The organism is Streptomyces sp. NPDC091292, from assembly GCF_044757265.1.
In the GTDB taxonomy this organism is placed as follows: Bacteria; Actinomycetota; Actinomycetes; order Streptomycetales; family Streptomycetaceae; genus Streptomyces.
The window spans coordinates 78,305-99,272 of sequence record NZ_JBIVUQ010000024.1; the positions used below are offsets into that span (position 1 = coordinate 78,305).

Sequence of the window (20,968 nt, forward strand, 5' to 3'; positions counted from 1 at the left end):
GGACACCTGTGGCTGGCGAGAATCCGACATAGAGGTGCATGTGCCAGGGCCTGCCCGGACGGCCGCCGACCCTTCGGCGCCCCCTCAGCCCTCCTCCGTCACCGCCGCCGCAAAAGCCTCGTACGCCTGGTCGTCGAAGAGGACGAAGCGGACCTCCTCGATGGTGGGCGGGGCGGAGGTGCGGACGGTGTGGATCGCGGTGCGGGCGCCGTCGGCCATGGGCCAGCCGAAGATTCCGGTGGAGATCGCGGGGAACGCGACCGTGCGGGCGCCGAGGTCGGCGGCGGCGCGCAGTGACTCGCGGTAGCAGGAGACGAGCAGGGCGGAGCGGTCGTCGGTGGGCGACCAGACGGGGCCGACAGTGTGGACGACATGGCCCGCGGGCAGCAGGCCCGCCGTGGTGGCGACGGCCCGCCCGGTCGGCAGTCCCTTGCCGTAGTGGCCGGCCCGCAGCGCGCGGCACGCGGCGAGGATCGCCGGGCCGCCGCGCCGGTGGATGGCACCGTCCACGCCTCCGCCGCCGAGCAGGGAGGAGTTCGCGGCGTTGACGACGACGTCGACCGCCTGCTCGGTGATGTCGCCCCGGACGAGGGTGATGGCTGTCATGCCGTCATCGTACGAAGGGTGCGAGCGGTCCGGTCAGGTGTTCTGCCGGAGGTGTCGCCAGACCGCTTTGGCCGCGTTGTGGCCCGACATGCCGTGCACGCCGGGGCCCGGTGGGGTGGCGGACGAGCAGAGGAAGACCGCCGGGTGCGGGGTGGTGTACGGGGACAGGGTGATGCGGGGCCGGAGGAGGAGTTGCAGGCCGTCGGCGGCGCCGCAGGCGATGTCGCCGCCGACGTAGTTGGCGTTGTGGGCGGCGAGTTGGGGCGGGCCCGCGGTGGCGCGGGCGAGGACGCGGTCCCGGAAGCCGGGCGCGAACCGCTCGATCTGCCGCTCGATGGCGTCCGTGAGGTCGCCGTCCCAGCCGTGGGGGACATGGCCGTAGGCCCAGAAGACGTGTTTGCCCTCGGGGGCGCGTGACGGGTCGGCGACGCTGGGCTGGACGGTGATCAGGAACGGTGTTTCGGGCGCCCGGCCCTCGCGGGACGCGGCACGCAGCGCGGTGCCGATCTCGCGGCTGCTCGCGCCGATCTGGACGGTGCCGGCGCGGCGCGGTTCCTCGGCGGTCCACGGCACCGGTCCGTCCAGGGCGTAGTCGACCTTGAAGACGCTCGCGCCGTACCGGTACCGCTCGTAGTACCGCCCGAGGCCGGCGATCCTGGCGAGTGCGGTCGGTGAGGTGTCGAAGACGTACGCGCGCGCGGGCGGGAGGTCGTCGAGCCGCTTCACCTCGTAGTCCGTGTGCACGAGGCCGCCGAGGTCCTTCAGGTACGCGGTGAGGGCGTCGGAGATGGACTGCGAGCCGCCCCGGGCGACGGGCCAGCCGCCGGCGTGCGCGGCGAGCGCGAAGACCAGGCCGACGGCGCCGGTGGCGAAGCCGTCGAGCGGGGCGATGACATGGGCGACGAGCCCGGCGAACAGGGCTTTCGCGCGGTCGTCGCGGAAGCGCCGGGTCAGCCAGGTCGACGGCGGCAGGCCGACGAGTCCGAAGCGGGCGAGGGTGACCGGGTCCCGGGGCAGCGCGGTGCCCGGGAGCGACATGAAGTCGTGTACGAGGGTGTCCCAGCGGCCCGTGAAGGGGGCGACGAGTCTGCGGTACGCGCCCGCGTCGCGGGGTCCGAGCGAGGCGGCCGTCTCACCGACGGACCGGGACAGGACGGCCGCGGTGCCGTCGGGGAAGGGGTGCGCCATGGGCAGGCCGGCGTGCAGCCACTCCAGGCCGTACCGCTCCAGCGGCATCGCACGGAACGCGGGCGAGGTGATGCCCAGCGGATGCGCGGCCGAGCACGGGTCGTGCCGGAAGCCGGGCAGGGTGAGTTCTTCGGTGCGGGCGCCGCCGCCCACGGTGGCCTTGGCCTCGAACACGGCGACGGAGAAGCCCCTGCGGGCCAGTTCGACGGCAGCGGTCAGTCCGTTCGGTCCCGCACCCACGACGACCGCATCGAGCATCGACGGCACCTTCGGACTCCTTTGTCAGCCGATGGCCAGTGGGCCCAGGATATGCCGCGCCGCTCGGGCCCCGGGCGGGGTGGCCGTCCGGAAACCAGGTCCGCGACCCGGGCGTGAGGTCACCGCCCGGCGCGCAGCAGCTCCAGGACCCGCGCCACCGTCGCACGGTCGCGCCCCGCCGTGAACGGCAGCGCGTTGCCTCCTTCGATGCGGAAGGGCGTGCCGTCCAGCGTCGCATGCGTACCACCCGCCTCGCTGACGAGAAGCAGACCGGCGGCGTGGTCCCAGGAGTTCTCCCAGGAGAACGCGACGGCGTCCAACTCGCCCTTGGCTATGGCGAGATACTCCAGACCGGCCGAACCGCAGGGGCGCGGCAGGACACCCTCGGTGCGCAGTCCGAGCAGGGCGCGCTTCTGGTCGGGCGTGGTGAAGTCCGGGTGGGACGTGGCCACTTCGAGTGCGGCGCCGGGCGCGGGGGCGCCAGCGGTGAGCGCCCGGCCGTTGAGCACGGCGCCCTCTCCGCGTACCGCCACGGCCATCTCGTCGAGCGCCGGGGCGTATGTCCACGAGGCGTGCACCTGGCCCTGGACCGCGAGCGCGACGAGCATGCCGAAGCCGGGGTCGCCGTGCACGAACTGGCGGGTGCCGTCGACCGGGTCGACTATCCACACGGGGGCGTCGCCGCTCAGCGCGTCGGTGGTCGCCGGGTCCGCGTGCACGGCCTCCTCGCCGACGACGACGGAGCCGGGGAGCAGCGCGGTGAGCGAGGCGGTGAGGTGCTCCTCGGCGAGACGGTCGGCGACGGTCACCAGGTCGTGCGGGCCGTTCTTCTCGACGATCTCGTGGGCGGCGAGCTGCCGGAAACGGGGCATGACCTCGGCGGCGGCGGCCTTGCGTACCGCCTCCTCCACTTCGGTCAGGCCATGGGCGAGAAAGTCTTCGATCATGTGTCCATCGAAGCACGCGTGTCTGACAATCCGTACCCGGGTGGTGTACGTGGGGTGGAAACGAGGCGAATTGAACGCGACGCCGACCGGATCACCCGGCCGAACGCCGCGTGACGCGGCGCTCACCGTCCGACGGCGTACCCCTGCATCCCGCGCGGATTGGCCGCCGCCGACAGGACGCCGGTCCGCGGATCGCGGGCGACCGCGCACAGTCGTCCCTCGGACCAGGCGTCCCCGACGGTCACGAGATGCCCTCGGCGGCGCAGCTCGGCGACGACCTCCGGGGGTGTCCGGGATTCGACGGTGACGCTGCCGGGGCGCATACCGCGCGGGTAGAACGAGCCGGGGAAGCTGTCGTTGTGCCAGTTCGGGGCGTCGACGGCGCCCTGGAGGTCGAGGCCGCCGCGGACGGGTGCGCGCACGGCGACGGCGAGGAAGAAGTGGACCTGCCACTGGTCCTGCTGGTCGCCGCCGGGGGTGCCGAACGCCAGCACGGGCACCCCGTCGCGCAGCGCGAGGGACGGCGTCAGCGTGGTGCGGGGGCGCCGGCCGGGGGTCAGGGAGTTCGGCAGGCCCTCGTCCAGCCAGGTCATCTGGAGGCGGGTGCCGAGCGGGAACCCGAGTTCGGGCACGACCGGGTTCGACTGGAGCCAGCCGCCGCTGGGGGTCGCGGCGACCATGTTGCCCCAGCGGTCGACGACGTCCAGGTGGCAGGTGTCGCCGCGGGTCGCGCCGTCGGACGCCACGGTCGGCTCCCCCGCGCCCGCGGGGACCCCGAGCGCGTCGAACTCGAACTCGCTCTCCGTCTCGCCGGTGACGACGGCATGCGCGTACGAGGACAGTCTCGGGGCGCGCCCGCCGGGGCTGCCGGGGCGCAGGTCGTGCGAGGCCCGCTCGCCGACGAGGGCGCGGCGCCCGGCGTTGTACGCGTCGGACAGCAGATCGGTGAGCGGCACGTCGGCCGCGTCCCCGTACCAGGCCTCACGGTCGGCCATCGCGAGTTTGCAGCCCTCGACGAGCAGGTGGACGTAGTCGGCGGAGCCGTGGGCGGGCAACTCGTCGGGCAGCAGGGCGAGTTGCTGGAGGAAGGCGGGTCCCTGGCTCCAGGGGCCCGCCTTGCAGAGCGTCCAGCCGTTCCAGTCGTACGTGGCCGGGTCCTCGTACGTCGCACGCCAGCCGGCGAGGTCCTGGGCGGTGAGGGTTCCGGTGTGGCGGGTGCCGCTGGTGTCCCGGGTGGGGCGCGCGGACTGGCGGACCACGGCCTCGGCGATGAAGCCCTCGCTCCAGATGGTCCGGGCCGCGTCGATCTGGGCGACCCGGTCGGCGCCGCCGGTCCGGGTCGCCTCGGCGACGAGCCTGCGCCAGGTCGCGGCGAGCGCCGGGTTGCGGAACAGTTCCCCGGGCCGGGGGGCCTTGCCGTCCGGCAGGTACACATCGGCCGACGAGGTCCACTCGGTCTCGAACAGCTCCCGCACGCTCTCGACGGTCTCGCCGACGCGCTCCACGGGCGCGTGGCCGTCGTCGGCGTACCCGATCGCGTACGCGAGGACGTCGGCGAGTGTCTTGGTGCCGTGGTCGCGCAGGAGCAGCATCCAGGCGTCGAAGGCGCCGGGCACCGCGGCGGCGAGGGGGCCGGTGCCGGGGACGAGGGAGAGCCCGAGGCCGCGGTAGTGGGCGACGGTGGCGCCCGCCGGGGCGACGCCCTGGCCGCACAGGACGCGTACGGGGCCTTCCGCCGGGGCGAGGATGATCGGAACCTCGCCGGCCGGGCCGTTGAGATGGGGCTCCACGACGTGCAGGACGAATCCCGCGGCGACCGCAGCGTCAAAGGCGTTGCCGCCGTCCTCCAGGACGGCCATCGCGGACTGCGAGGCGATCCAGTGGGTGGACGACACCATGCCGAAGGTGCCCTGGAGGGTGGGGCGGGTCGTGAACATGCGGCCTCTCACCTCGATGTTTCCGCGTATCGGCCAAACCGGTGGGCGCTCAGGACCGGTCCTGGGGAGAATTCCCTCAACTCTGCCGCTCCCTCTTGGAGTTCTTCTCGAACTCGACCTGAGGATGCTCGGGAGCAGGATGTCCAGGGTCCTGGACGACTTGCTCAGTGGGCCACGATGTTCCGGGATACAGGCCGACCACGTCTTCCTTGAGGCGGATCGTGGCGCTGAAGCCATCGGGCCCGGTGACGCGGATGGCGACATCGTAAAAGGCCCTGCGGCTCCCCGTGTTGGTGACTTTTACAGGGATCGTGAGGGATTCTCCGTGCCGTGTGGGTCGGTACACGGTCACGTCACCGTCCTTGAGGATGGCCGGCCCGAAGTCCTCTTGTCCTGAAGGAACTCCCGAGAACTCAGGGGGCGTGACCGGATCCCCGCTCGGAGCACTGGCGGCTCGCTTGCTCGCCTCGGCCGACAGCGCCTCTTCCTCGGCGCTGTCCGCCGACGGCGAAGGAGGTGTGGATACCGGTTGGGGCGGCGCCTTCGACGCTTTGCTGCTGGTCGACTCTCCGGCTGACTGCGTCCCCGTGCCGGAACTCTGCGCGGAGCACGCCGCCAGGCCGAAGGTGAGCACCAGGGCAGGGAGCGCACGGGTAAGGCGGCGTAGCGGCTGGCCAGAGGTAGGCATGGTTCGCGGCGCTCCTTGTCGACTCGTCAGTTGCACGGCGTCGCGTAAGTGACGCGGTTGATCAGGTGGGTCGTGGACGCGGGCGAGTCTTTCATGAGTGCGGTGACCGTGGAACGGCCACACAACGTTGCTGCGGCCCGAGCCGCTTCGACGTCGGCGGCGGGCTCCTCACGAGGTGGATCGGTCTTCGTACTGGTGCCACGCCGACATGCCGAGCCTGTTCTCGGGTCCGATGTCGAGGCGGTCGGGGATGTGGACGGTGACGGGGGCGTCGCCGGGGCGGGGGACGACCCGCAGGTAGGGCGTCCATTCGGAGTTCATCCGCCACGCCAGGTTGCTGATCGCCGACTCGCCCGTGCGCAGGGTCAGGCGGGCGGGGCGCGCCGAGTCGCCCGCGGTGACCGCTTCGGTGCCCTGGACGGCCTGGACGCCCGTCATCGGCTCTTCGCTCTCGTCGAGGACGGTGAGGGACGGGTAGCCGTCGAGGGTGTAGGGCTTGCTGCCGCAGTTCGTCAGGGTGAGCGTCATCATGCGCAGGCCCATGGCCCCTTGGACGGGTTCGGACGTCAGGCGCACGCCGGATGCGGGGCAGCCGGTGGGGCTGGGGGCCTCCGGTGTGGGCGGCAGTTCGAGCCCGGCGGTCGGCGCGGGCATCGGGGGCGGAGAGGGAGACGGTGGCGTGGGGGTCGGGGTCGGGCGCCGCTCGGGGTTGCGTTCACGGTCGATCTCCGCGCCCAGGCCGCAGGCGGCCGTGGTCCCGGCCAGCAGGACCACGGCGGCCAGCGCCCCCAGTGCCGACCGGAGCACCGGCCGGGTTCGTATCACGCTCACGGCCTGATCATGACATGACGGACGCGGTCCCCCGCGCGCCTAGACGGTGTCGTGATTGCTTCGCGCCCCCACCAGGCCCGACTCGTAGGCGAACACGACCAGTTGGGCCCGGTCGCGGGCGCCGAGCTTCGTCATCGCGCGGCTCACATGCGTCTTGGCCGTGAACGGGCTGATGACCATGTGCGCGGCGATCTCCTCGTTGGTGAGCCCGCGCGCGGCGAGCGCGGTGACCTCGCGCTCCCGGCGTGTGAGGCACTCCAGGCCGGGCGCCGTGGCCCGGTCCGGCGGCCGGGCCACGAACGCGCCGATCAGGCGCCGCGTCACCGAGGGCGACAGCAGCGCGTCCCCGCGCGCGACGACGTCGATGGCCTGGAGCAGGTCGGCGGGTTCGGTGTCCTTGAGCAGGAAGCCGCTGGCCCCCGCGCGCAGGGCGTCGAAGACGTACTCGTCGAGGCCGTAGTTGGTGAGGATCACCACGCGTACGTCCGCGAGGAGCGGGTCGTCCGCGATCCGGCGGGTCGTCTCGATCCCGGTCATGACCGGCATCTGTACGTCGATCAGGGCCACGTCGGGCACCTGCTCGCGGATCAGGTCGAGACCCCGCTGCCCGTCGGCGGCCTCGCCGACGACCTCGATGCCGTCCTCGGCCTCCAGGAGGGCCCGGAACCCGGCCCGCATCAGCGCCTGGTCGTCCACCAAGGCGACCCTGACGGCACGACCGGCACGGCCCTCACGGCCGTCACCGCGCGCGATGTCGCTCATGTCGCCTCCGCCTCGGCCAGGGCGCCCGCGTCCAGGGCGCCCGCGTGCAGGGGCAGTTCGGCGCGTACCGCGAATCCGCCGTCGGGGCGGGGCGCGGCCCGCAGGGTGCCGCCGAGCGCGGCGACGCGTTCCCGCATGCCGGTGAGGCCGGTTCCGGGCTCCGGTGGGCTCGCCCGGTCGGCGGCGCCGTCGTCCTCGACGCGGACCGTCACCTCCCGCTCGCCGTAGTCGAGGGTGACCGTCACCTCGGCGGGGCCCGCGTGCCGGGCGACGTTGGTGAGGGCTTCCTGGACGATCCGGTAGACGGCGCCGTCTACCGCGCGGGACAGCGGTCGCTCACGGCCCGTCACCTTCAGCTCCACGGCGATCCCCGCCGACCGGGCCCGCTCGACCAGCAGGGCGGGCGTCCCGGTGGGCTCGTCGGTACGCAGGACGCCGAGGGTGGCGCGCAGTTCGCGCATGGCCTCGCCGCTCGCCTCCTGGATGGCGAGCAGCGCGGGCGGTACGTCGTCGCCGCGCTTGCGGGCGAGATGGACGGCGACGCCCGCCTGGAGCTTGACGATCGAGATGCTGTGGGTCAGCGAGTCGTGCAACTCGCGGGCGATCCGCAGCCGTTCCTCGCCGGCGCGGCGCAGCGCGGCCTCCTCGCGGGTGCGCTCGGCCTCCAGGGCGCGCTGTTCGGTCTGCCGGAGGTACGCCTGCCAGTTGCGGTCGGCGAGGCCCGTGACGACGGCGCACAGGAACCATCCGGTGAGCAGCAGGGTCTGCCGTACGGCGCTTCCGGTGTCCGCGCCGTCGACCGTCGCGGCGGCGACGAGGAATCCGGCGAGGAAGACGGCGGCGGCGCTTCCGGCGACGGCGCGGTGGCCCGCGCGGGCGGCCGTGTGGACGGCGCCGACGACCGGAACGGCGGCGGTGGCACCCGGGTCGGAGTGCAGGACGAACGCGAGCAGGCAGACCGTGGTGGCCGCGAGGACCGCGCGGGGCGCCACCCGGTACGCGGCGAGCGCCGCCGAACCGACCGCCACGAGCACCGCGTCGAGCGCCCCGAGGCCGTCGCCGAAGAGGGCGGCGAGCACGACGACGGCCCCGGCCACGACGGCGAGCACCCCGTCGGCCGGGTGGATCTCCCGCAGCCGTCCGCTCCGGCCGCGCACCTGGTCATCCCGCATGTCCGCACCCTAGACGGCCGCACCGACAACGGCGTCGCCCCAGGGGAGGGCTCCGGGACTACTCCCCGCGCAGTAGTCACCGCCGCGCCCCGGCCCCGGTGGCGCAGCGCGGAGTGCATGCGCCGGTACGACGCGAGCGGCGCCCCCGCCCGGCCACGATCGGAACCGTTCCCTGCCCGTCCCAAATCCCCGGAGCCCACCATGGCGAGTCCCTTCCGTTTCACCACCCCCGTACCGCACCGGTCCGTCACCGGCCGGACCGCCGAGGTCTACTCCCAGCTCGCCGACGAGTTCGGCATCGAGCGCGCGGCCGTCTTCACCGTGCTGTCGTCGGCGCCCGAGATCCTGGTCCCCACCTGGGCGTTGATGCGGGAGTCGCTGCTCGCGGGCGCCGGCTCGCGTACGGATCGCGAACTGGTGGCGTACGGGGTGTCCCGGGCGAACCGGTGCCCGTTCTGCGTGGATGCCCACACGATGCTGCTGCACGCGACGGGCGACCACGCGCTCGCCGAGACCCTCGCGCGCGGGGACACCCCTCGTAGCGAGGCGCACGCGCGGCTGCTGGCGTGGGGTGAGGAGACCCGGGTCCCGGGCGGCGCGCAGGTCGATCCGCCACCGTTCCCCCCGGCGTACCTGCCCGCGTACTACGGCTCGGCGCTGGCGTTCCACTTCATCAACCGCATGGTGTCGGCGCTGCTCACGGAGAACGTGCTGCCGGGCAACGCGCAGCGGTTCCGCGCCGTGCGCACCGTCGTGGGGCGTTCCGTGTCCCGCACCGTGCGCCGCACCCTCGTCCCCGGCGCGGGCCTCGCCCTCCTGGACGCCCCGGTCGACCTGCGGACCGTCCCGTCGTGGGCGGCGGGCTCGCCGGTGGGTTCGGCGTACGTGGCGCTGCGGACGGCGGCATTCCTGGGCGCGGGGCTGCTGGACGACGCGGACCAGGCGCTCGTACGCGAGACGGTCGCCGCGTGGGACGGCGGGCATCCGCCCCTGGTGTGGGACGCGTTGCCGGACCGGTCGCGGCCCGGGGCGCGTCTCGCGGTCCTCGCCGCGCTGGCCCCGTACCGGATCACCGAGGACGACGTCGCGGCCTGGCGCACCCCTGAGACGCCGTTCACGGACCACTGTCTGGTGCATCTGATCGCGTACGGCGCGATCGTGGCTGTCGACCGGCTGGAGAGCGGCGTGTCCGCGCGCGTGCACACGGCGGGTGAGGCGTCGTGACCGCGATCGACGCCAACGCGCAGGCGCGCGTGTGGAACGGTTCCGTCGGGGCCCAGTGGGCCGGGCAGCAGGAACGGATGGACCGGATGCTCGCCGGTCTCAACGAGCCGCTGTTCCGTGCCGCCGCCATCGGCGAGGGCGATCAGGTGCTGGACGTGGGCTGCGGGGCCGGTGCGACCACCCGGATCGCGGCCGGGCTCGCCTCTCGCGGGAACGTGCTCGGCGCGGATGTCTCGGCGCCCCTACTGGAGCGGGCCGCCGCCCTCACCGGGGCCGAGGGGATCCGTAACGTCACCTACGCGCGCGTGGACGCGCAGTCGTACCCCTTCCGCGCGGGGGCGTACGACGTGGTGATCAGCCGGGGCGGGGTGATGTTCTTCGCCGACCACGCGGCGGCCTTCCGCAACCTCGCGCGGGCGCTGCGCCCCGGCGGGCGGCTGGTGTTCGTCTGTCCGCTGCCGCACGGCGCGGACGTCGAGGAGTCGCGGGTGATGGCCGCGTTCGGCGCGCGGCTGCGGGAGACCGGAGCGGGCGCGGGCCCGTCGGCCGACCGGATGGCGGCGATGACCGCGATGGCGTCCCTGTCCGACCCGGACCGTGTCCGCGCCGTACTCGGCGGCTACGAGGACGTGACGGTGGACTCGGAGGCCGTGGACACCGTGTGGGGCCGGGACGCCGCCGACACGGTCGGTTTCCTGCTGTCCCAGCAGTCGGCGCAGGAGGTGCCGTCCCCGGCACGAGCGGCGCTGGAGGACGTGTTCCGTCCGTACGAGACGCCGGACGGGGTGCGGTTGCGCTCGGGGGTGTGGCTGGTGACGGCGGTGCGGCCCCGGTGAGAGCGCTGGGGTGGCCCGTACGGGGGTCGGGCCACCCCAGGAGTCGTCGCCGTACGGTCACGTCCGGGTGCGGTCCGCTCCGCCGAGCCGGGTCAGGACCACGTACACGACGAGCGCCGACGTCAGGCCGACCGCCCAGCCGTAGTTCGCGAGGGGCTTGAGGAACGGGATGAGGCCGTCCTGCGGGAAGGGGCCCTTGCCGGGGTCGGAGTGGGAACCGCCGACGGCCAGGATCCCGCCGACAACGAAGGCGGCCACGGCCCGCCAGTTCCAGCCGCTCCGGTACCAGTATCTGCCGCCGGGCCGGTACAGGTCGGCGAGGTCGAGTGCGGTGCGGCGGACGATCCAGTAGTCGGCGATGAGGATGCCCGCGACGGTGCCGAGGAGTCCGCCGACGACACCGAGCCACACGAAGATGTAGAACTCGGGTGTCTCGATGAGCTTCCAGGGGAAGATGACGACGCCGACGACGCCCGTGATGAGCGCGCCCTTGCGGAAGTCGATGACCTTGGGCGCGAGGTTCGCCAGGTCGTACGCGGGCGACACGACGTTCGCCGCGATGTTGACGGAGATCGTGGCGACCAGGACCGTCACCAGGGCGTAGAGCAGTCCGAACACGTTGTCCGTCTTGGCGGCCAGTTCGACGGGCTCCCAGATCGGCGCGTCGTAGACGGCCTGGGAGCCGGAGGTGACGAGCACGGAGAGCAGCGCGAACGCCGTCATGGTGGTGGGCAGTCCGAGTGTCTGACCCCATACCTGCGCGCGCTGGCCCTTGCCGAAGCGGGTGAAGTCGGGGATGTTCAGGGACAGCGTCGACCAGAAGCCGATCATGCCCATGAGGGCGGGGAAGAAGACCGGCCAGAAGTCGGCGCCCCAGCCCAGTTTCGACGGCTGGTCGAGCAGCGGGCCCAGGCCGCCCGCCTTGTCGGAAATCCACACCAGGAGCACCACGGCGCCGACGAGGACGAAGGGCGCCGCCCAGTTCTCGAAGCGGCGCAGGGTCTCCATACCCCGGTGGATGATGGCGAGTTGGAGCGCCCAGAACACGACGAAGCACAGCCACAGCGTCCAGGGGTAGCCGCCGATCTCGCCGGCCTTCGCCCAGGCGCCGCCGAAGACCTGGTTGAGCAGGATGTAGATGCCCTGGCCGCCGATCCAGGTCTGGATGCCGAACCAGCCGCAGGCGACGGCGGCGCGGACCAGGGCGGGCAGATTGGCGCCGCGCAGCCCGAACGAGGCGCGGGCCAGCACCGGGAAGGGGATGCCGTACTTGGGTCCGGCGTGGCCGGTGAGGAGCATCGGCAGCAGGACGATGACGTTGGCCGCCGCGATGGTGAGGACGGCCTGTTTCCAGTCCATGCCGAGCGCGACGAGCCCGGAGGCGAGCGTCCAGGAGGGGATGTTGTGGGCCATGCCGATCCACAGGGCGGCGAAGTTGTAGGTGCCCCAGTGGCGTTCGGAGAGCGGGATGGGCTTCAGGTCGTCGTTGGCGAAGCGGCTGTCGGCGGGGAAGGCGCCGGGGACCAGTTCGACGCGGCCGTCGGGTGCGGTGGTCTGGGATATCGCGGTGGGTGGGCCCGTGGGGACGGTGTCGGTCATGGGCAGTCCGTTCGGCGGATGGCGCACGGGTGGCGCGGGGAAGGGACCTGACATGGGCCGTGCGGATGCGGGGTGCGGGTGAGTCACCGGCGTGCGGGTGGTACTTCGGGGTGCGGGTGCCCCAGTGCGGGGAGGCGTGGGGCACCCGCACCCGGTCACTGGAAGCGCGGGATGATCTCCGACCCGTAGGTGTCGACGACCGTCTCGCGCGCGTCGTGCATCGCGTACACGGCGAACTGGTCCACGCCGATGTCGCGCAGCGTCCGAAGCTTCTCGATGTGCGCCTCGACCGGTCCGAGCAGGCAGAAGCGGTCGACGATCTCGTCCGGCACGAACGCCGTGTCGGGGTTCCCGGTCCGCCCGTGGTGGGAGTAGTCGTAGCCCTCGCGCGCCTTGATGTACGCGGTCAGCGCCTCGGGGACGAGCCCGGAGTGCTCGCCGTAGCGGGTGACGAGATCGGCGACATGGTTGCCGACCATGCCGCCGAACCAGCGGCACTGCTCGCGCGCGTGCGCGAGGTCGTCGCCGACATAGGCGGGCGCGGCGACACAGATCTTCACGTCGGACGGGTCACGTCCGGCGTCGGCCGCCGCGTCCCGTACAGACTTGACCATCCACTCCGTCAAGTATGGATCGGCGAGTTGCAGGATGAACCCGTCCGCCTTCTGTCCGGCGAGCGCGAGCGCCTTGGGCCCGTACGCGGCCATCCACACCGGCAGCCGGCCGTCCTTGACCCACGGCAGCCGCAGCGGCTGTCCGTCGACCTCCGTCTCGCGGCCCTCGGCGAGGTCGCGGATGACGTCGATCGCCTCGCCGAGCCGGGCCAGGGTGTTGGGTTTGCGCCCGGCGACGCGCATGGCGGAGTCGCCGCGCCCGATGCCGCACACCGTGCGGTTGCCGTACATCTCGTTGAGGGTGGCGAAGGTGGAGGCGGTGACCTCCCAGGTGCGGGTGCCCGGGTTGGTCACCATCGGGCCCACGATGAGCCGTTCGGTGTGTTCGAGGACGCGGCTGTAGATGACGAACGGCTCCTGCCACAGGACGGCCGAGTCGAAGGTCCAGCCGTAGCGGAAGCCGTTGCGTTCGGCGCGCCGCATGAGTCCGACGACCGCCGAGCCGGGCGGGTCCGTCTGAAGGACGAGTCCGAAGTCCATGAGCGCAGCTCCTAGGGCGAAAGGGACGCTAGTCGAGGTACTGACAGGTGCCGCGCGGGATGTACTGGCCGTGGCCCGCGCGCCCGGTGAACTCGCGGCCGTCGACGACGACTTCGCCGCGCGACAGGACGGTCTGGACCTGTCCGGTGATCCGTCTGCCCTCGTACGCCGAGTAGTCGACGTTCATGTGCTGGGTGTCCACGGAGAGGGTCTGTTCGGCGTGCGGGTCGTAGATGACGACGTCGGCGTCGGCGCCGGGCGCGATGGTGCCCTTCTTGGGGTAGAGGCCGAACATGCGGGCCGGGGTCGCGCAGGCGATCTCGATCCAGCGGCGGCGGCTGATGTGCCCGTCGAGGACGGCCTGGTGGAGCAGGTCCATACGGTTCTCGACGCCCGGCAGGCCGTTGGGGATCTTGGAGAAGTCCCCGCGGCCCAGGTCCTTCTGGCCGGTGAAGCAGAACGGGCAGTGGTCGGTGGAGACGACCTGGAGGTCGTTGGTGCGCAGCCCGCGCCAGAGGGCTTCCTGGTGCTCCTTGGGCCGCAGGGGCGTGGAGCAGACGTACTTGGCGCCCTCGAAGCCGGGCTCGGCGAGGTTGTCGGTGGACAGGAACAGGTACTGCGGACAGGTCTCGCCGAAGACGGGCAGGCCCTTGTCGCGGGCGGCGGTGATCTCGGCGACGGCCTCGTCCGCCGACACATGGACGACGTACAGCGGGGCGCCCGCCACGCGCGCGAGCTGGATCGCCCGGTGGGTGGCCTCCGCCTCCAGGACGACCTTGCGTACCTCGCCGTGGTAGCGCGGATCGGTCTCCCCGCGCGCGAGGGCCTGTGCCACGAGGACGTCGATCGCGATGCCGTTCTCGGCGTGCATCATGATCAGCCCGCCGTTGGACGAGGACCGCTGCATCGCGCGCAGGATCTGTCCGTCGTCGCTGTAGAAGACGCCCGGGTAGGCCATGAACAGCTTGAAGGAGGTGATGCCCTCCTCCACGAGCAGGTCCATCTCCTTGAGGGTGCCCTCGTTGACGTCGGAGAGGATCATGTGGAAGGCGTAGTCGATGGCGCATTTACCGTCGGCCTTCGCGTACCAGGCGTCCAGGCCCTCGCGCAGCCCGTGCCCGACGCTCTGCACGGCGAAGTCGACGATGGTGGTGGTGCCGCCCCAGGCGGCGGCCCGGGTGCCGGTCTCGAAGGTGTCCGACGCGAAGGTGCCGCCGAACGGCAGCTCCATGTGCGTATGGGCGTCGACGCCTCCCGGGATGACGTACTTGTCCGTCGCGTCGATGACCCGGTCCGCGGTCCAGGCGTCGGCGACGGCGGTGCCGTGCGCGGCGAGCGCGGCGATCCGGCCGTCCTCGATCAGTACGTCGGCGTGCGTCTCGTCCGCGGCGGTGATGACGAGTCCGCCACGGACCAGGGTGCGGGTACTCATGGTGCGCTCCCTCTCGTGCGTTGCTGAGCCAGGCGGCGACTACAGTCCGCGCAGGGCCTGTTCGAGGATTCCGGCGCCCTCTTCCGCCTCGGCGACCGTGAGGGACAGGGGCGGGGCGAGCCGTAGGACGCTGGTGTTGTGGCCGCCGCCCTTGCCGATGAGGAGGCCGCCGGCGCGGGCCGCTTCGAGGACGGCGGTCGCGGCGTCCGGGTCGGCCTCGTCGGTGCCCGGCTTCACCAGCTCGACGCCGATCATCAGGCCACGGCCGCGCACTTCCCGTACGCCCGGGATCTGGGCGGCGACGGCGCGCAGCCGCTCGATGAGCAGGCCGCCGACGCGGCGGGCGTTGCCCTGGAGGTCGTGCTCCAGGAGGTACGTCAGGTTGGCGAGCCCGGCGGCCATGGTGACCGGGGAGCCGCCGAAGGTGGAGATGGAGTTCGCGTCGAGGCAGTTCATGACCTCGGCGCGGGCGACGACACCGCCGATGGACATGCCGTTGCCGATGCCCTTGGCGAAGGTGAGGAGGTCCGGCGGGCCGCTCTCGCCGTGCGCCTGCCAGCCCCAGAAGTGGTCGCCGGTGCGGCCCCAGCCGGTCTGCACCTCGTCGGTGATCCAGAGGATGCCGTGCCGGTCGAGCACCTCGCGGAACGCCGCGTACAGCCCGTCGGGCGGGGCCGTGAAACCGCCGACGCCCTGGATCGGTTCGGCGATCAGCGCGGCCACTCCCCCGCGCACCTGGCCGAGCAGGTCTTCCAGGTCGGCGACGCAGGCGGCGGTGAACTCGGCGTCGGACAGGTGTGCGTAGGGCCCCCGGGTGCGGACGCCGCCGTGCACGTACAGCGTCTGGAGCGGGGACAGGCTCGTCGGGGACCAGCCGCGGTTGCCGGTGATGCCGACCGCGCTGAAGGAGCGGCCGTGGTAGCTGTTGCGCATCGCCAGGATCTGGTTCGAGCGGCGGTAGGTGGTGGCGAGGAGGAGGGCCGCGTCATTGGCCTCGGTGCCCGATGTGGTGAAGAAGACGCGGGCGTCGGGGATGCCGGACAGGGACGCGACCCGCTCGGCCAGGTCGATCATCGGCCGGTCGAGGTAGAGCGTGGACGAGTGGATGATCCGGCCGGCCTGCTCACTGACCGCCTTGGTGACCTCGGGCAGCGCGTGCGCGGTCATGGTGGTGAGGATGCCGCCGAAGAAGTCCAGGTAGCGGGTGCCGTCGGCGCCCCAGACGTAGCGTCCCTCGCCGTGCGTCAGCTCGATGGGGTCGGCGTAGTACAGGGCGAGCCAGTCCGGCAGGACGGCCCGGTGGCGTGCGTACAGATCGCTCACGGCTGCACCAGCCCCTCGTACGCGTCGGGGCGCCGGTCTCGGTAGAACGCCCACTGGTTGCGGACCTCTTCGATCAGGTCGAAGTCGAGGTCGCGGACGAGGAGTTCCTCGGCCTTGTCGCTCGCCGGGTCGCCGACGAACTGTCCGCGCGGGTCGACGAAGTAGCTGGTGCCGTAGAAGTCGTTGTCGCCGTACTCCTCCACGCCGACGCGGTTGATCGCGGCGATGAAGTACTCGTTGGCGACGGCCGCCGCGGGCTGCTCAAGCTGCCACAGGTACGCGGACAGGCCCCGCGAGGTCGCGGACGGGTTGTACACCAACTGGGCACCGTTGAGGCCGAGTTGCCGCCAGCCCTCGGGGAAGTGCCGGTCGTAGCAGATGTACACGCCGACGCGTCCGACGGCCGTGTCGAAGACGGGCCAGCCGAGGTTGCCGGGCTTGAAGTAGTACTTCTCCCAGAAGCCCTTGACCTGCGGGATGTGGTGCTTGCGGTACTTGCCGAGGTAGGTGCCGTCGGCGTCGATCACGGCGGCGGTGTTGAAGTAGAACCCGGCCTGCTCGACCTCGAAGACCGGGACGACGATCACCATGCCGAGTTCGGCGGCGAGCGCCTTCATCCGGGTGACGGTCGGGCCGTCCGGCACCGGCTCCGCCCAGCGGTAGTGCTCGGGCTCCTGCACCTGGCAGAAGTACGGCGCGTTGAAGACCTCCTGGAAGCCGATGATCTTCGCTCCCTGGCGGGCGGCCTCGCGCGCGTGCTCCTCATGTTTGTCGATCATGGATTCGGTGTCGCCGGTCCAGGTCGCCTGGACCAGAGCGGCGCGTACGACATGGGCCATGAGCTGCTCCTTCGACGGGACGTCAGCGAGCTTCTACGCCCGTAGACAAGGGCGGTAGAGGCACGAACGTAAGCCCCGCCGCCGAGCGGGGCAAGACCATCGTCGTGAACCCGCTGAGTCGATCATGTTTCTTACCCAGGTGGGGGACGAAGCCCTGCTGAGCCGTACGGCGGTCGTCCGGCGCTCGTACGGCGGCGGGGGCGGGTCAGGGAGCCGGCGGGGGGGGCGGGTCAGGAGCTGTGACCGGCGACGCGGAGGGCGTGGACGAGGTCCCAGCGGCGCTCGTCGGAGACACCGGCCGCGGCGGCGAGCAGCAGCGGGACCAGCCGCTCCGGGTCGCTCCGGACGCTGCGGGCGGCCTCTTCGGGCGTACGGACCCGTACGTACGCGTCGAGCAGGGCGCGGACCTCACGGGTGCGGCCCGCGGCGGCGAGGTCGAGTACGGTCGTGCCGATCTCGTCCGGCGGGCGGGCGACCCCCTGGCGCAGGAGCAGCGCTCCGTCGTCGGTGCGGCCCGCGGCGGTGAGGGTGTCGGCGAGGGCCACGAGCCGGTCGGCGGGGAGCGAGGCGGCCTCCCACAGCAGCGTCGCCCAGTCGGCGGCGAGCCCGGCCCGGCCGAACTCCATGGCGAGCAGCGGGAAGCGTTCGGCGGGCCAGTACGCGGCCTCGACCAGGACGGCGTGGGCCTCGCCGCTGCGGCCTTCGGCGCGCAGCCGGACCAGGGCGCGCACGGCGTCGACGGTGGCGCGGCGGGCCTCGTCGTCCGGCGCCGGGAGCGCGGGCTCGGGACGGCTCGGCTCCTCGGCGGCCCCGGCGAACCGGGCGCCGCGCGGGGTGCGGCTCTTGGGGGCGGGTACGGGCAGCTCGGGGACGGCCGGTGGTTCGTCCACGGCACCTTCGTCGGCGTCGGTTTCGAGTCCGGCGAAGCGGGCGCCGCGCAGGCGTCGGCCGCGTTGCTTGGGGACGGTGCGTGGGGGGTCGGGGGTGGTGGGGGTCGGGGTGGGGTCGGGTTCGGGAGCGGGTGCCGGTTTCCGGTCGGGGCGCGGGTCGGGGGGTGGCTCGGGCGGCCGGTCGTCCTGCCCGGCCGGGTCCGGCGCGGCGAAACCCTCCGGCCAGGCGGGGGCCGACGCGGGGTGCCGCACCGGGGTCCACGCGGACCAGATCTGGCCCTGGTACGGCTCGCCCGCGGTGGCGTCGTCGGAGGGGTGGTGGGGGTACTGGTGCTCGGGGGCGAACTGCTGCTGGGGGTGAGGGTGTTCAGTGAATTGCTGGGGGTGGTGAGGGTGTTGGGGGTGCGGCTGCGGGGGTTGGCCCTGCTGAGGTCGGCTCTGGGCTTGCCGGGGTTGCGCCTGTCCGGTCGTCGGGTGCTGGGGGCGCGGCTGGGCTTGGTGCGGGTACGGCCGGCCGGTGGGTGACGCGCCGCGTGGATCGCCCCGTGTCGCGCGCCGCCGCTCCAAGTCGCCCATCCGCGCGCGGAGTTCACCGCAGCGGGCGGTGGCCCGTTCGTGGTCGTCCTCGGCCCAGGCCAGATCCTGGCGGACGGCCTCGGCCTCGTCGCCGGACGGGGCGGCGGCGAGCAGCCGGCCGAGTTCACGGCGCCGCTCGGCCGCGTACCGCTGCTCCCTGAGCATCACGTCGAGCCGGTTGCCCAGGGCCTCCAGGGCGCCCGGCCGTACGTCGAGTGCCGCGAGCGACGCGGCGTGCAGGGCCCGCGCCCGTACCGTCTCGGTCTCTGCCGTGCGCGGCCCGTGGCCGGCGGCGAGATCCTGGAGCAGCGCCTCCACGACGTCCCAGGGCGGCACCTCCCGGCCGTCGAGACAGGCCCGCATACCGTCGGGATCTCGCTGCCAGAACACACCGCACCAGCCGACGCCCTGGTCGAGGCGCGCCAGCAAGCCGTTCAGGTACGTCGCGAAGTCCCGTACCCGGTCCGGGAGTTGATCCACTGCCATACGAAGCTCGCCCCCAAGAGACTGGAGCCCTCCGGTCCGGTAGCCAACACCCGTCGTGTTACAGCGCGGCTACGCGGAGTTTTCGAACCGCGCGCAGAATAGCGCCCGATCCTGTGTGTCCCCCGACGTTCGGCGTGCCCGAACATACTCCTGTGGGCCGCACCAGTGGTCCGCCGCGCACCGAACGCCCCACCGGGAGCGCGTCCGCAGCCGTCGAGGAGCACGCACCATGAACGCCGCACCGGCCCGCCTCCTGTACGTCACCGACCTCACGTACCCCGCGCGCGGGCGACCCTACGGCGACGAGGACATCGCGCTGTCGGCGCGGCTGCGCGAGGAGTTCACGGTGGCGCTGTGCCATCCGGTCGACGCGGTACGGCTGATGGACGCCTTCGACGCGGTCGTGGTCCGCAACAGCGGCCCGGTCCTGCACTACCAGGAGCAGTACGACACCTTCCGCGCGGAAGCACTGCGCCGGGGCACCCGCGTGTACAACCCGCTCACGGGCCGCGCCGACATGGCCGGAAAGCAGTACCTGCTCGACTTGTACGCGGCCGGGTTCCCGGTGATCCCGACGGTGGACGATGCCGCCGGCCTGGACCGGCTGCCGTTCGCCGACGCGTATGTGGTGAAGCCGAAGAAGGGCTCGGACTCGCTGGGCCTGCGGTTCGTGTCCGAGCGGGACCGGCTGCCCGCGCTGACGGACGGCGACATGCTGGTCCAGCCCCGGATCGCGTTCCGGCACGAGATCTCGTTCTACTTCGTCGACGACGCCTTCCAGTACGCGCTGTACGCGCCCGACGTGGAGCGGCGCTGGGAGCTGGAGCCGTACGAGGCATCGGCCGCCGACATCGGGTTCGCGCGCCGGTTCGTGGAGTGGAACGCGCTGGACCACGGCATCCAGCGCGTCGACGCGTGCCGCGCGCCGGACGGGTCGCTGCTCCTGGTCGAGCTGGAGGACCTGAACCCGTACCTGTCGCTGGACCGGGCCCCCGCGCCCGCGCGCGAGGCGTTCGTCGCGGCGATGAAGACGTCCCTACGGGGGTTCCTCGCGGAAGGCGGGTTCGTCGCGGAACCCGGGATCGTCACGGAGTGAGGCACGCGCGCGGGACGCCGTCCCCGGAAATCGCTCCCCCGCGCGCGTACCCTCACGCCGGCAGCAGCGAACACCTCGCCATCAGGTCGTCCAGGGACAGCCCCAGCGCCCCGGCCAGCGCGGCGACCGTGAAGAAGGCCGGGGTCGGGGCCCGCCCGGTCTCGATCTTGCGCAGCGTCTCGGCGGAGATCCCCGCACCTGCGGCGACCTCCGCCATGCTGCGCGGGCCACGCGCGGCGCGCAGCAGCCGGCCGAGCCGCTCGCCGCGTTCACGCTCTTCCTGGGTCAACGGAGTCCGTACCATGACGCCATTCTAATACCGGTATAGTAATTGGCATGGTGGAACTCAAGACGGATACTTCGATCGACGCGATGCGTGAGGCGGGACGCGTCGTGGCGCGGGCTCTCACGGCGGTACGGGAGGCCGCAGGCATCGGTGTCTCGCTGCGCGAGCTGGACGCGGTGGCGCACGGCGTGCTGCGGGACGCCGGTGCCTCGTCGCCCTTCCTCGGCTATCGCCCGGGGTTCGCCCCGACCCCGTTCCCGGCGGTGCTCTGCACGTCCGTGAACAACGCCATCGTGCACGGCATCCCGACCGACTACCGGCTGCGGGACGGCGATCTGCTCTCGGCCGACTTCGGCGCCGAACTCGGCGGCTGGGTGGGCGACTCGGCGATCAGCTTCACCGTCGGCACCCCGCGCGAGCAGGACCTGAGGCTGATCGGGACGGCCGAGCGGGCCCTCGCAGCGGGGATCGCGGCGGCCGTCGTCGGCAACCGTATCGGCGACATCGCGCACGCGATCGGCACGGTGTGCCGGGCCGCCGGGTACGGCATCCCGGAGGACTTCGGCGGGCACGGCATCGGCCGCCGGATGCACGAGGACCCGGGGGTGCCGAACGAGGGGCGGCCGGGGCGCGGCATGCCGCTGCGGCACGGCATGGCGCTCGCGATCGAGCCGATGGTCATCGCCGGCGGCATCGACGGCTACCACGCGGCGCCGGACGGCTGGACCCTGCGCACGAACGACGGCAGCCGCGCGGCGCACGCCGAGCACACGGTGGCCATCACGGACGCGGGACCGCGGATCCTCACCGCGCTGTAGCGGCGGGGTCCACGGGCCCG

19 protein-coding genes are annotated in these 20,968 nt (G+C 72.6%); 4 read left to right on the forward strand and 15 right to left on the reverse strand.

Annotation, left to right across the window (positions count from 1 at the left end):
* Positions 1-84 precede the first annotated feature (84 nt).
* From ACIQNU_RS37910 to ACIQNU_RS37945, 8 genes are all read right to left on the reverse strand, one after another.
* Positions 85-606, reverse strand: coding sequence for an O-acetyl-ADP-ribose deacetylase (locus ACIQNU_RS37910; RefSeq protein WP_401375440.1), 522 nt, complete (start codon positions 604-606; stop codon positions 85-87).
* 33 nt (positions 607-639) lie between these two features.
* Positions 640-2,061 (reverse strand): phytoene desaturase family protein, encoded by a 1,422-nt coding sequence (locus ACIQNU_RS37915; RefSeq protein WP_401375441.1) that lies wholly within the window; start codon positions 2,059-2,061, stop codon positions 640-642.
* A 110-nt stretch (positions 2,062-2,171) separates the two neighbouring features.
* Positions 2,172-2,999, reverse strand: coding sequence for an inositol monophosphatase family protein (locus tag ACIQNU_RS37920; RefSeq protein WP_401375442.1), 828 nt, complete (start codon positions 2,997-2,999; stop codon positions 2,172-2,174).
* A 122-nt stretch (positions 3,000-3,121) separates the two neighbouring features.
* Positions 3,122-4,936 (reverse strand): gamma-glutamyltransferase family protein, encoded by a 1,815-nt coding sequence (locus tag ACIQNU_RS37925; RefSeq protein ID WP_401375444.1) that lies wholly within the window; start codon positions 4,934-4,936, stop codon positions 3,122-3,124.
* Positions 4,937-5,012: 76 nt separating this feature from the next.
* Positions 5,013-5,570 (reverse strand): hypothetical protein, encoded by a 558-nt coding sequence (locus ACIQNU_RS37930; protein WP_401375446.1) that lies wholly within the window; start codon positions 5,568-5,570, stop codon positions 5,013-5,015.
* A gap of 222 nt (positions 5,571-5,792) precedes the next feature.
* The gene (locus tag ACIQNU_RS37935; protein WP_401375449.1) at positions 5,793-6,455 is read right to left on the reverse strand and encodes a DUF4232 domain-containing protein; all 663 of its coding nucleotides are present in this window, start codon (positions 6,453-6,455) and stop codon (positions 5,793-5,795) included.
* A gap of 39 nt (positions 6,456-6,494) precedes the next feature.
* Positions 6,495-7,217, reverse strand: coding sequence for a response regulator (locus ACIQNU_RS37940; RefSeq protein WP_401375451.1), 723 nt, complete (start codon positions 7,215-7,217; stop codon positions 6,495-6,497).
* Complete coding sequence (locus tag ACIQNU_RS37945) at positions 7,214-8,389, reverse strand: sensor histidine kinase (protein WP_401375452.1); 1,176 nt, start codon at positions 8,387-8,389, stop codon at positions 7,214-7,216. The genes ACIQNU_RS37940 and ACIQNU_RS37945 overlap by 4 nt, the downstream gene beginning before the upstream one ends.
* A gap of 201 nt (positions 8,390-8,590) precedes the next feature.
* Here ACIQNU_RS37945 and ACIQNU_RS37950 point away from each other — a divergent pair, with 201 nt between their 5' ends.
* Together ACIQNU_RS37950 and ACIQNU_RS37955 are read left to right on the forward strand one after the other, a co-directional pair.
* Entirely contained in the window at positions 8,591-9,613 is a 1,023-nt protein-coding gene (locus ACIQNU_RS37950; RefSeq protein WP_401375453.1) for a carboxymuconolactone decarboxylase family protein, read from the forward strand.
* Complete coding sequence (locus ACIQNU_RS37955) at positions 9,610-10,449, forward strand: class I SAM-dependent methyltransferase (protein WP_401375456.1); 840 nt, start codon at positions 9,610-9,612, stop codon at positions 10,447-10,449. The genes ACIQNU_RS37950 and ACIQNU_RS37955 overlap by 4 nt, the downstream gene beginning before the upstream one ends.
* Before the next feature lie 57 nt (positions 10,450-10,506).
* On the opposite strand, the gene ACIQNU_RS37960 is transcribed toward ACIQNU_RS37955, so the two are convergent.
* The 6 genes from ACIQNU_RS37960 to ACIQNU_RS37985 form a co-directional block, all read right to left on the reverse strand.
* A complete protein-coding gene (locus ACIQNU_RS37960; protein WP_401375458.1) occupies positions 10,507-12,048 on the reverse strand; it encodes an NCS1 family nucleobase:cation symporter-1 in 1,542 nt (513 codons plus the stop codon).
* 155 nt (positions 12,049-12,203) lie between these two features.
* Positions 12,204-13,202, reverse strand: a complete 999-nt coding sequence (locus ACIQNU_RS37965; protein WP_401375461.1) for a TIGR03842 family LLM class F420-dependent oxidoreductase — start codon at positions 13,200-13,202, stop codon at positions 12,204-12,206.
* Positions 13,203-13,230: 28 nt separating this feature from the next.
* Positions 13,231-14,634 (reverse strand): dihydropyrimidinase, encoded by a 1,404-nt coding sequence (gene hydA, locus ACIQNU_RS37970; RefSeq protein ID WP_401375463.1) that lies wholly within the window; start codon positions 14,632-14,634, stop codon positions 13,231-13,233.
* 39 nt (positions 14,635-14,673) lie between these two features.
* Entirely contained in the window at positions 14,674-15,957 is a 1,284-nt protein-coding gene (locus ACIQNU_RS37975) for an aspartate aminotransferase family protein (protein WP_401375464.1), read from the reverse strand.
* A complete protein-coding gene (locus ACIQNU_RS37980) occupies positions 15,954-16,796 on the reverse strand; it encodes a nitrilase-related carbon-nitrogen hydrolase (protein WP_401375466.1) in 843 nt (280 codons plus the stop codon). Before ACIQNU_RS37980 ends, ACIQNU_RS37975 begins: the two co-directional genes overlap by 4 nt.
* 230 nt (positions 16,797-17,026) lie before the next feature.
* Positions 17,027-18,748 carry a hypothetical protein gene (locus ACIQNU_RS37985; protein WP_401375467.1) on the reverse strand — a complete coding sequence of 574 codons (1,722 nt, stop codon included), beginning with the start codon at positions 18,746-18,748 and terminating at the stop codon, positions 17,027-17,029.
* Between the two features lie 229 nt (positions 18,749-18,977).
* Between ACIQNU_RS37985 and ACIQNU_RS37990 the strand changes: the two genes are divergently transcribed.
* The gene (locus tag ACIQNU_RS37990; RefSeq protein ID WP_401375469.1) at positions 18,978-19,844 is read left to right on the forward strand and encodes a hypothetical protein; all 867 of its coding nucleotides are present in this window, start codon (positions 18,978-18,980) and stop codon (positions 19,842-19,844) included.
* A 52-nt stretch (positions 19,845-19,896) separates the two neighbouring features.
* Here ACIQNU_RS37990 and ACIQNU_RS37995 read toward each other — a convergent pair whose 3' ends face one another.
* Complete coding sequence (locus tag ACIQNU_RS37995) at positions 19,897-20,148, reverse strand: helix-turn-helix domain-containing protein (protein ID WP_401375470.1); 252 nt, start codon at positions 20,146-20,148, stop codon at positions 19,897-19,899.
* 32 nt (positions 20,149-20,180) lie between these two features.
* Between ACIQNU_RS37995 and map the strand changes: the two genes are divergently transcribed.
* A complete protein-coding gene (gene map, locus ACIQNU_RS38000; protein ID WP_401375473.1) occupies positions 20,181-20,948 on the forward strand; it encodes a type I methionyl aminopeptidase in 768 nt (255 codons plus the stop codon).
* Positions 20,949-20,968 lie beyond the last annotated feature (20 nt).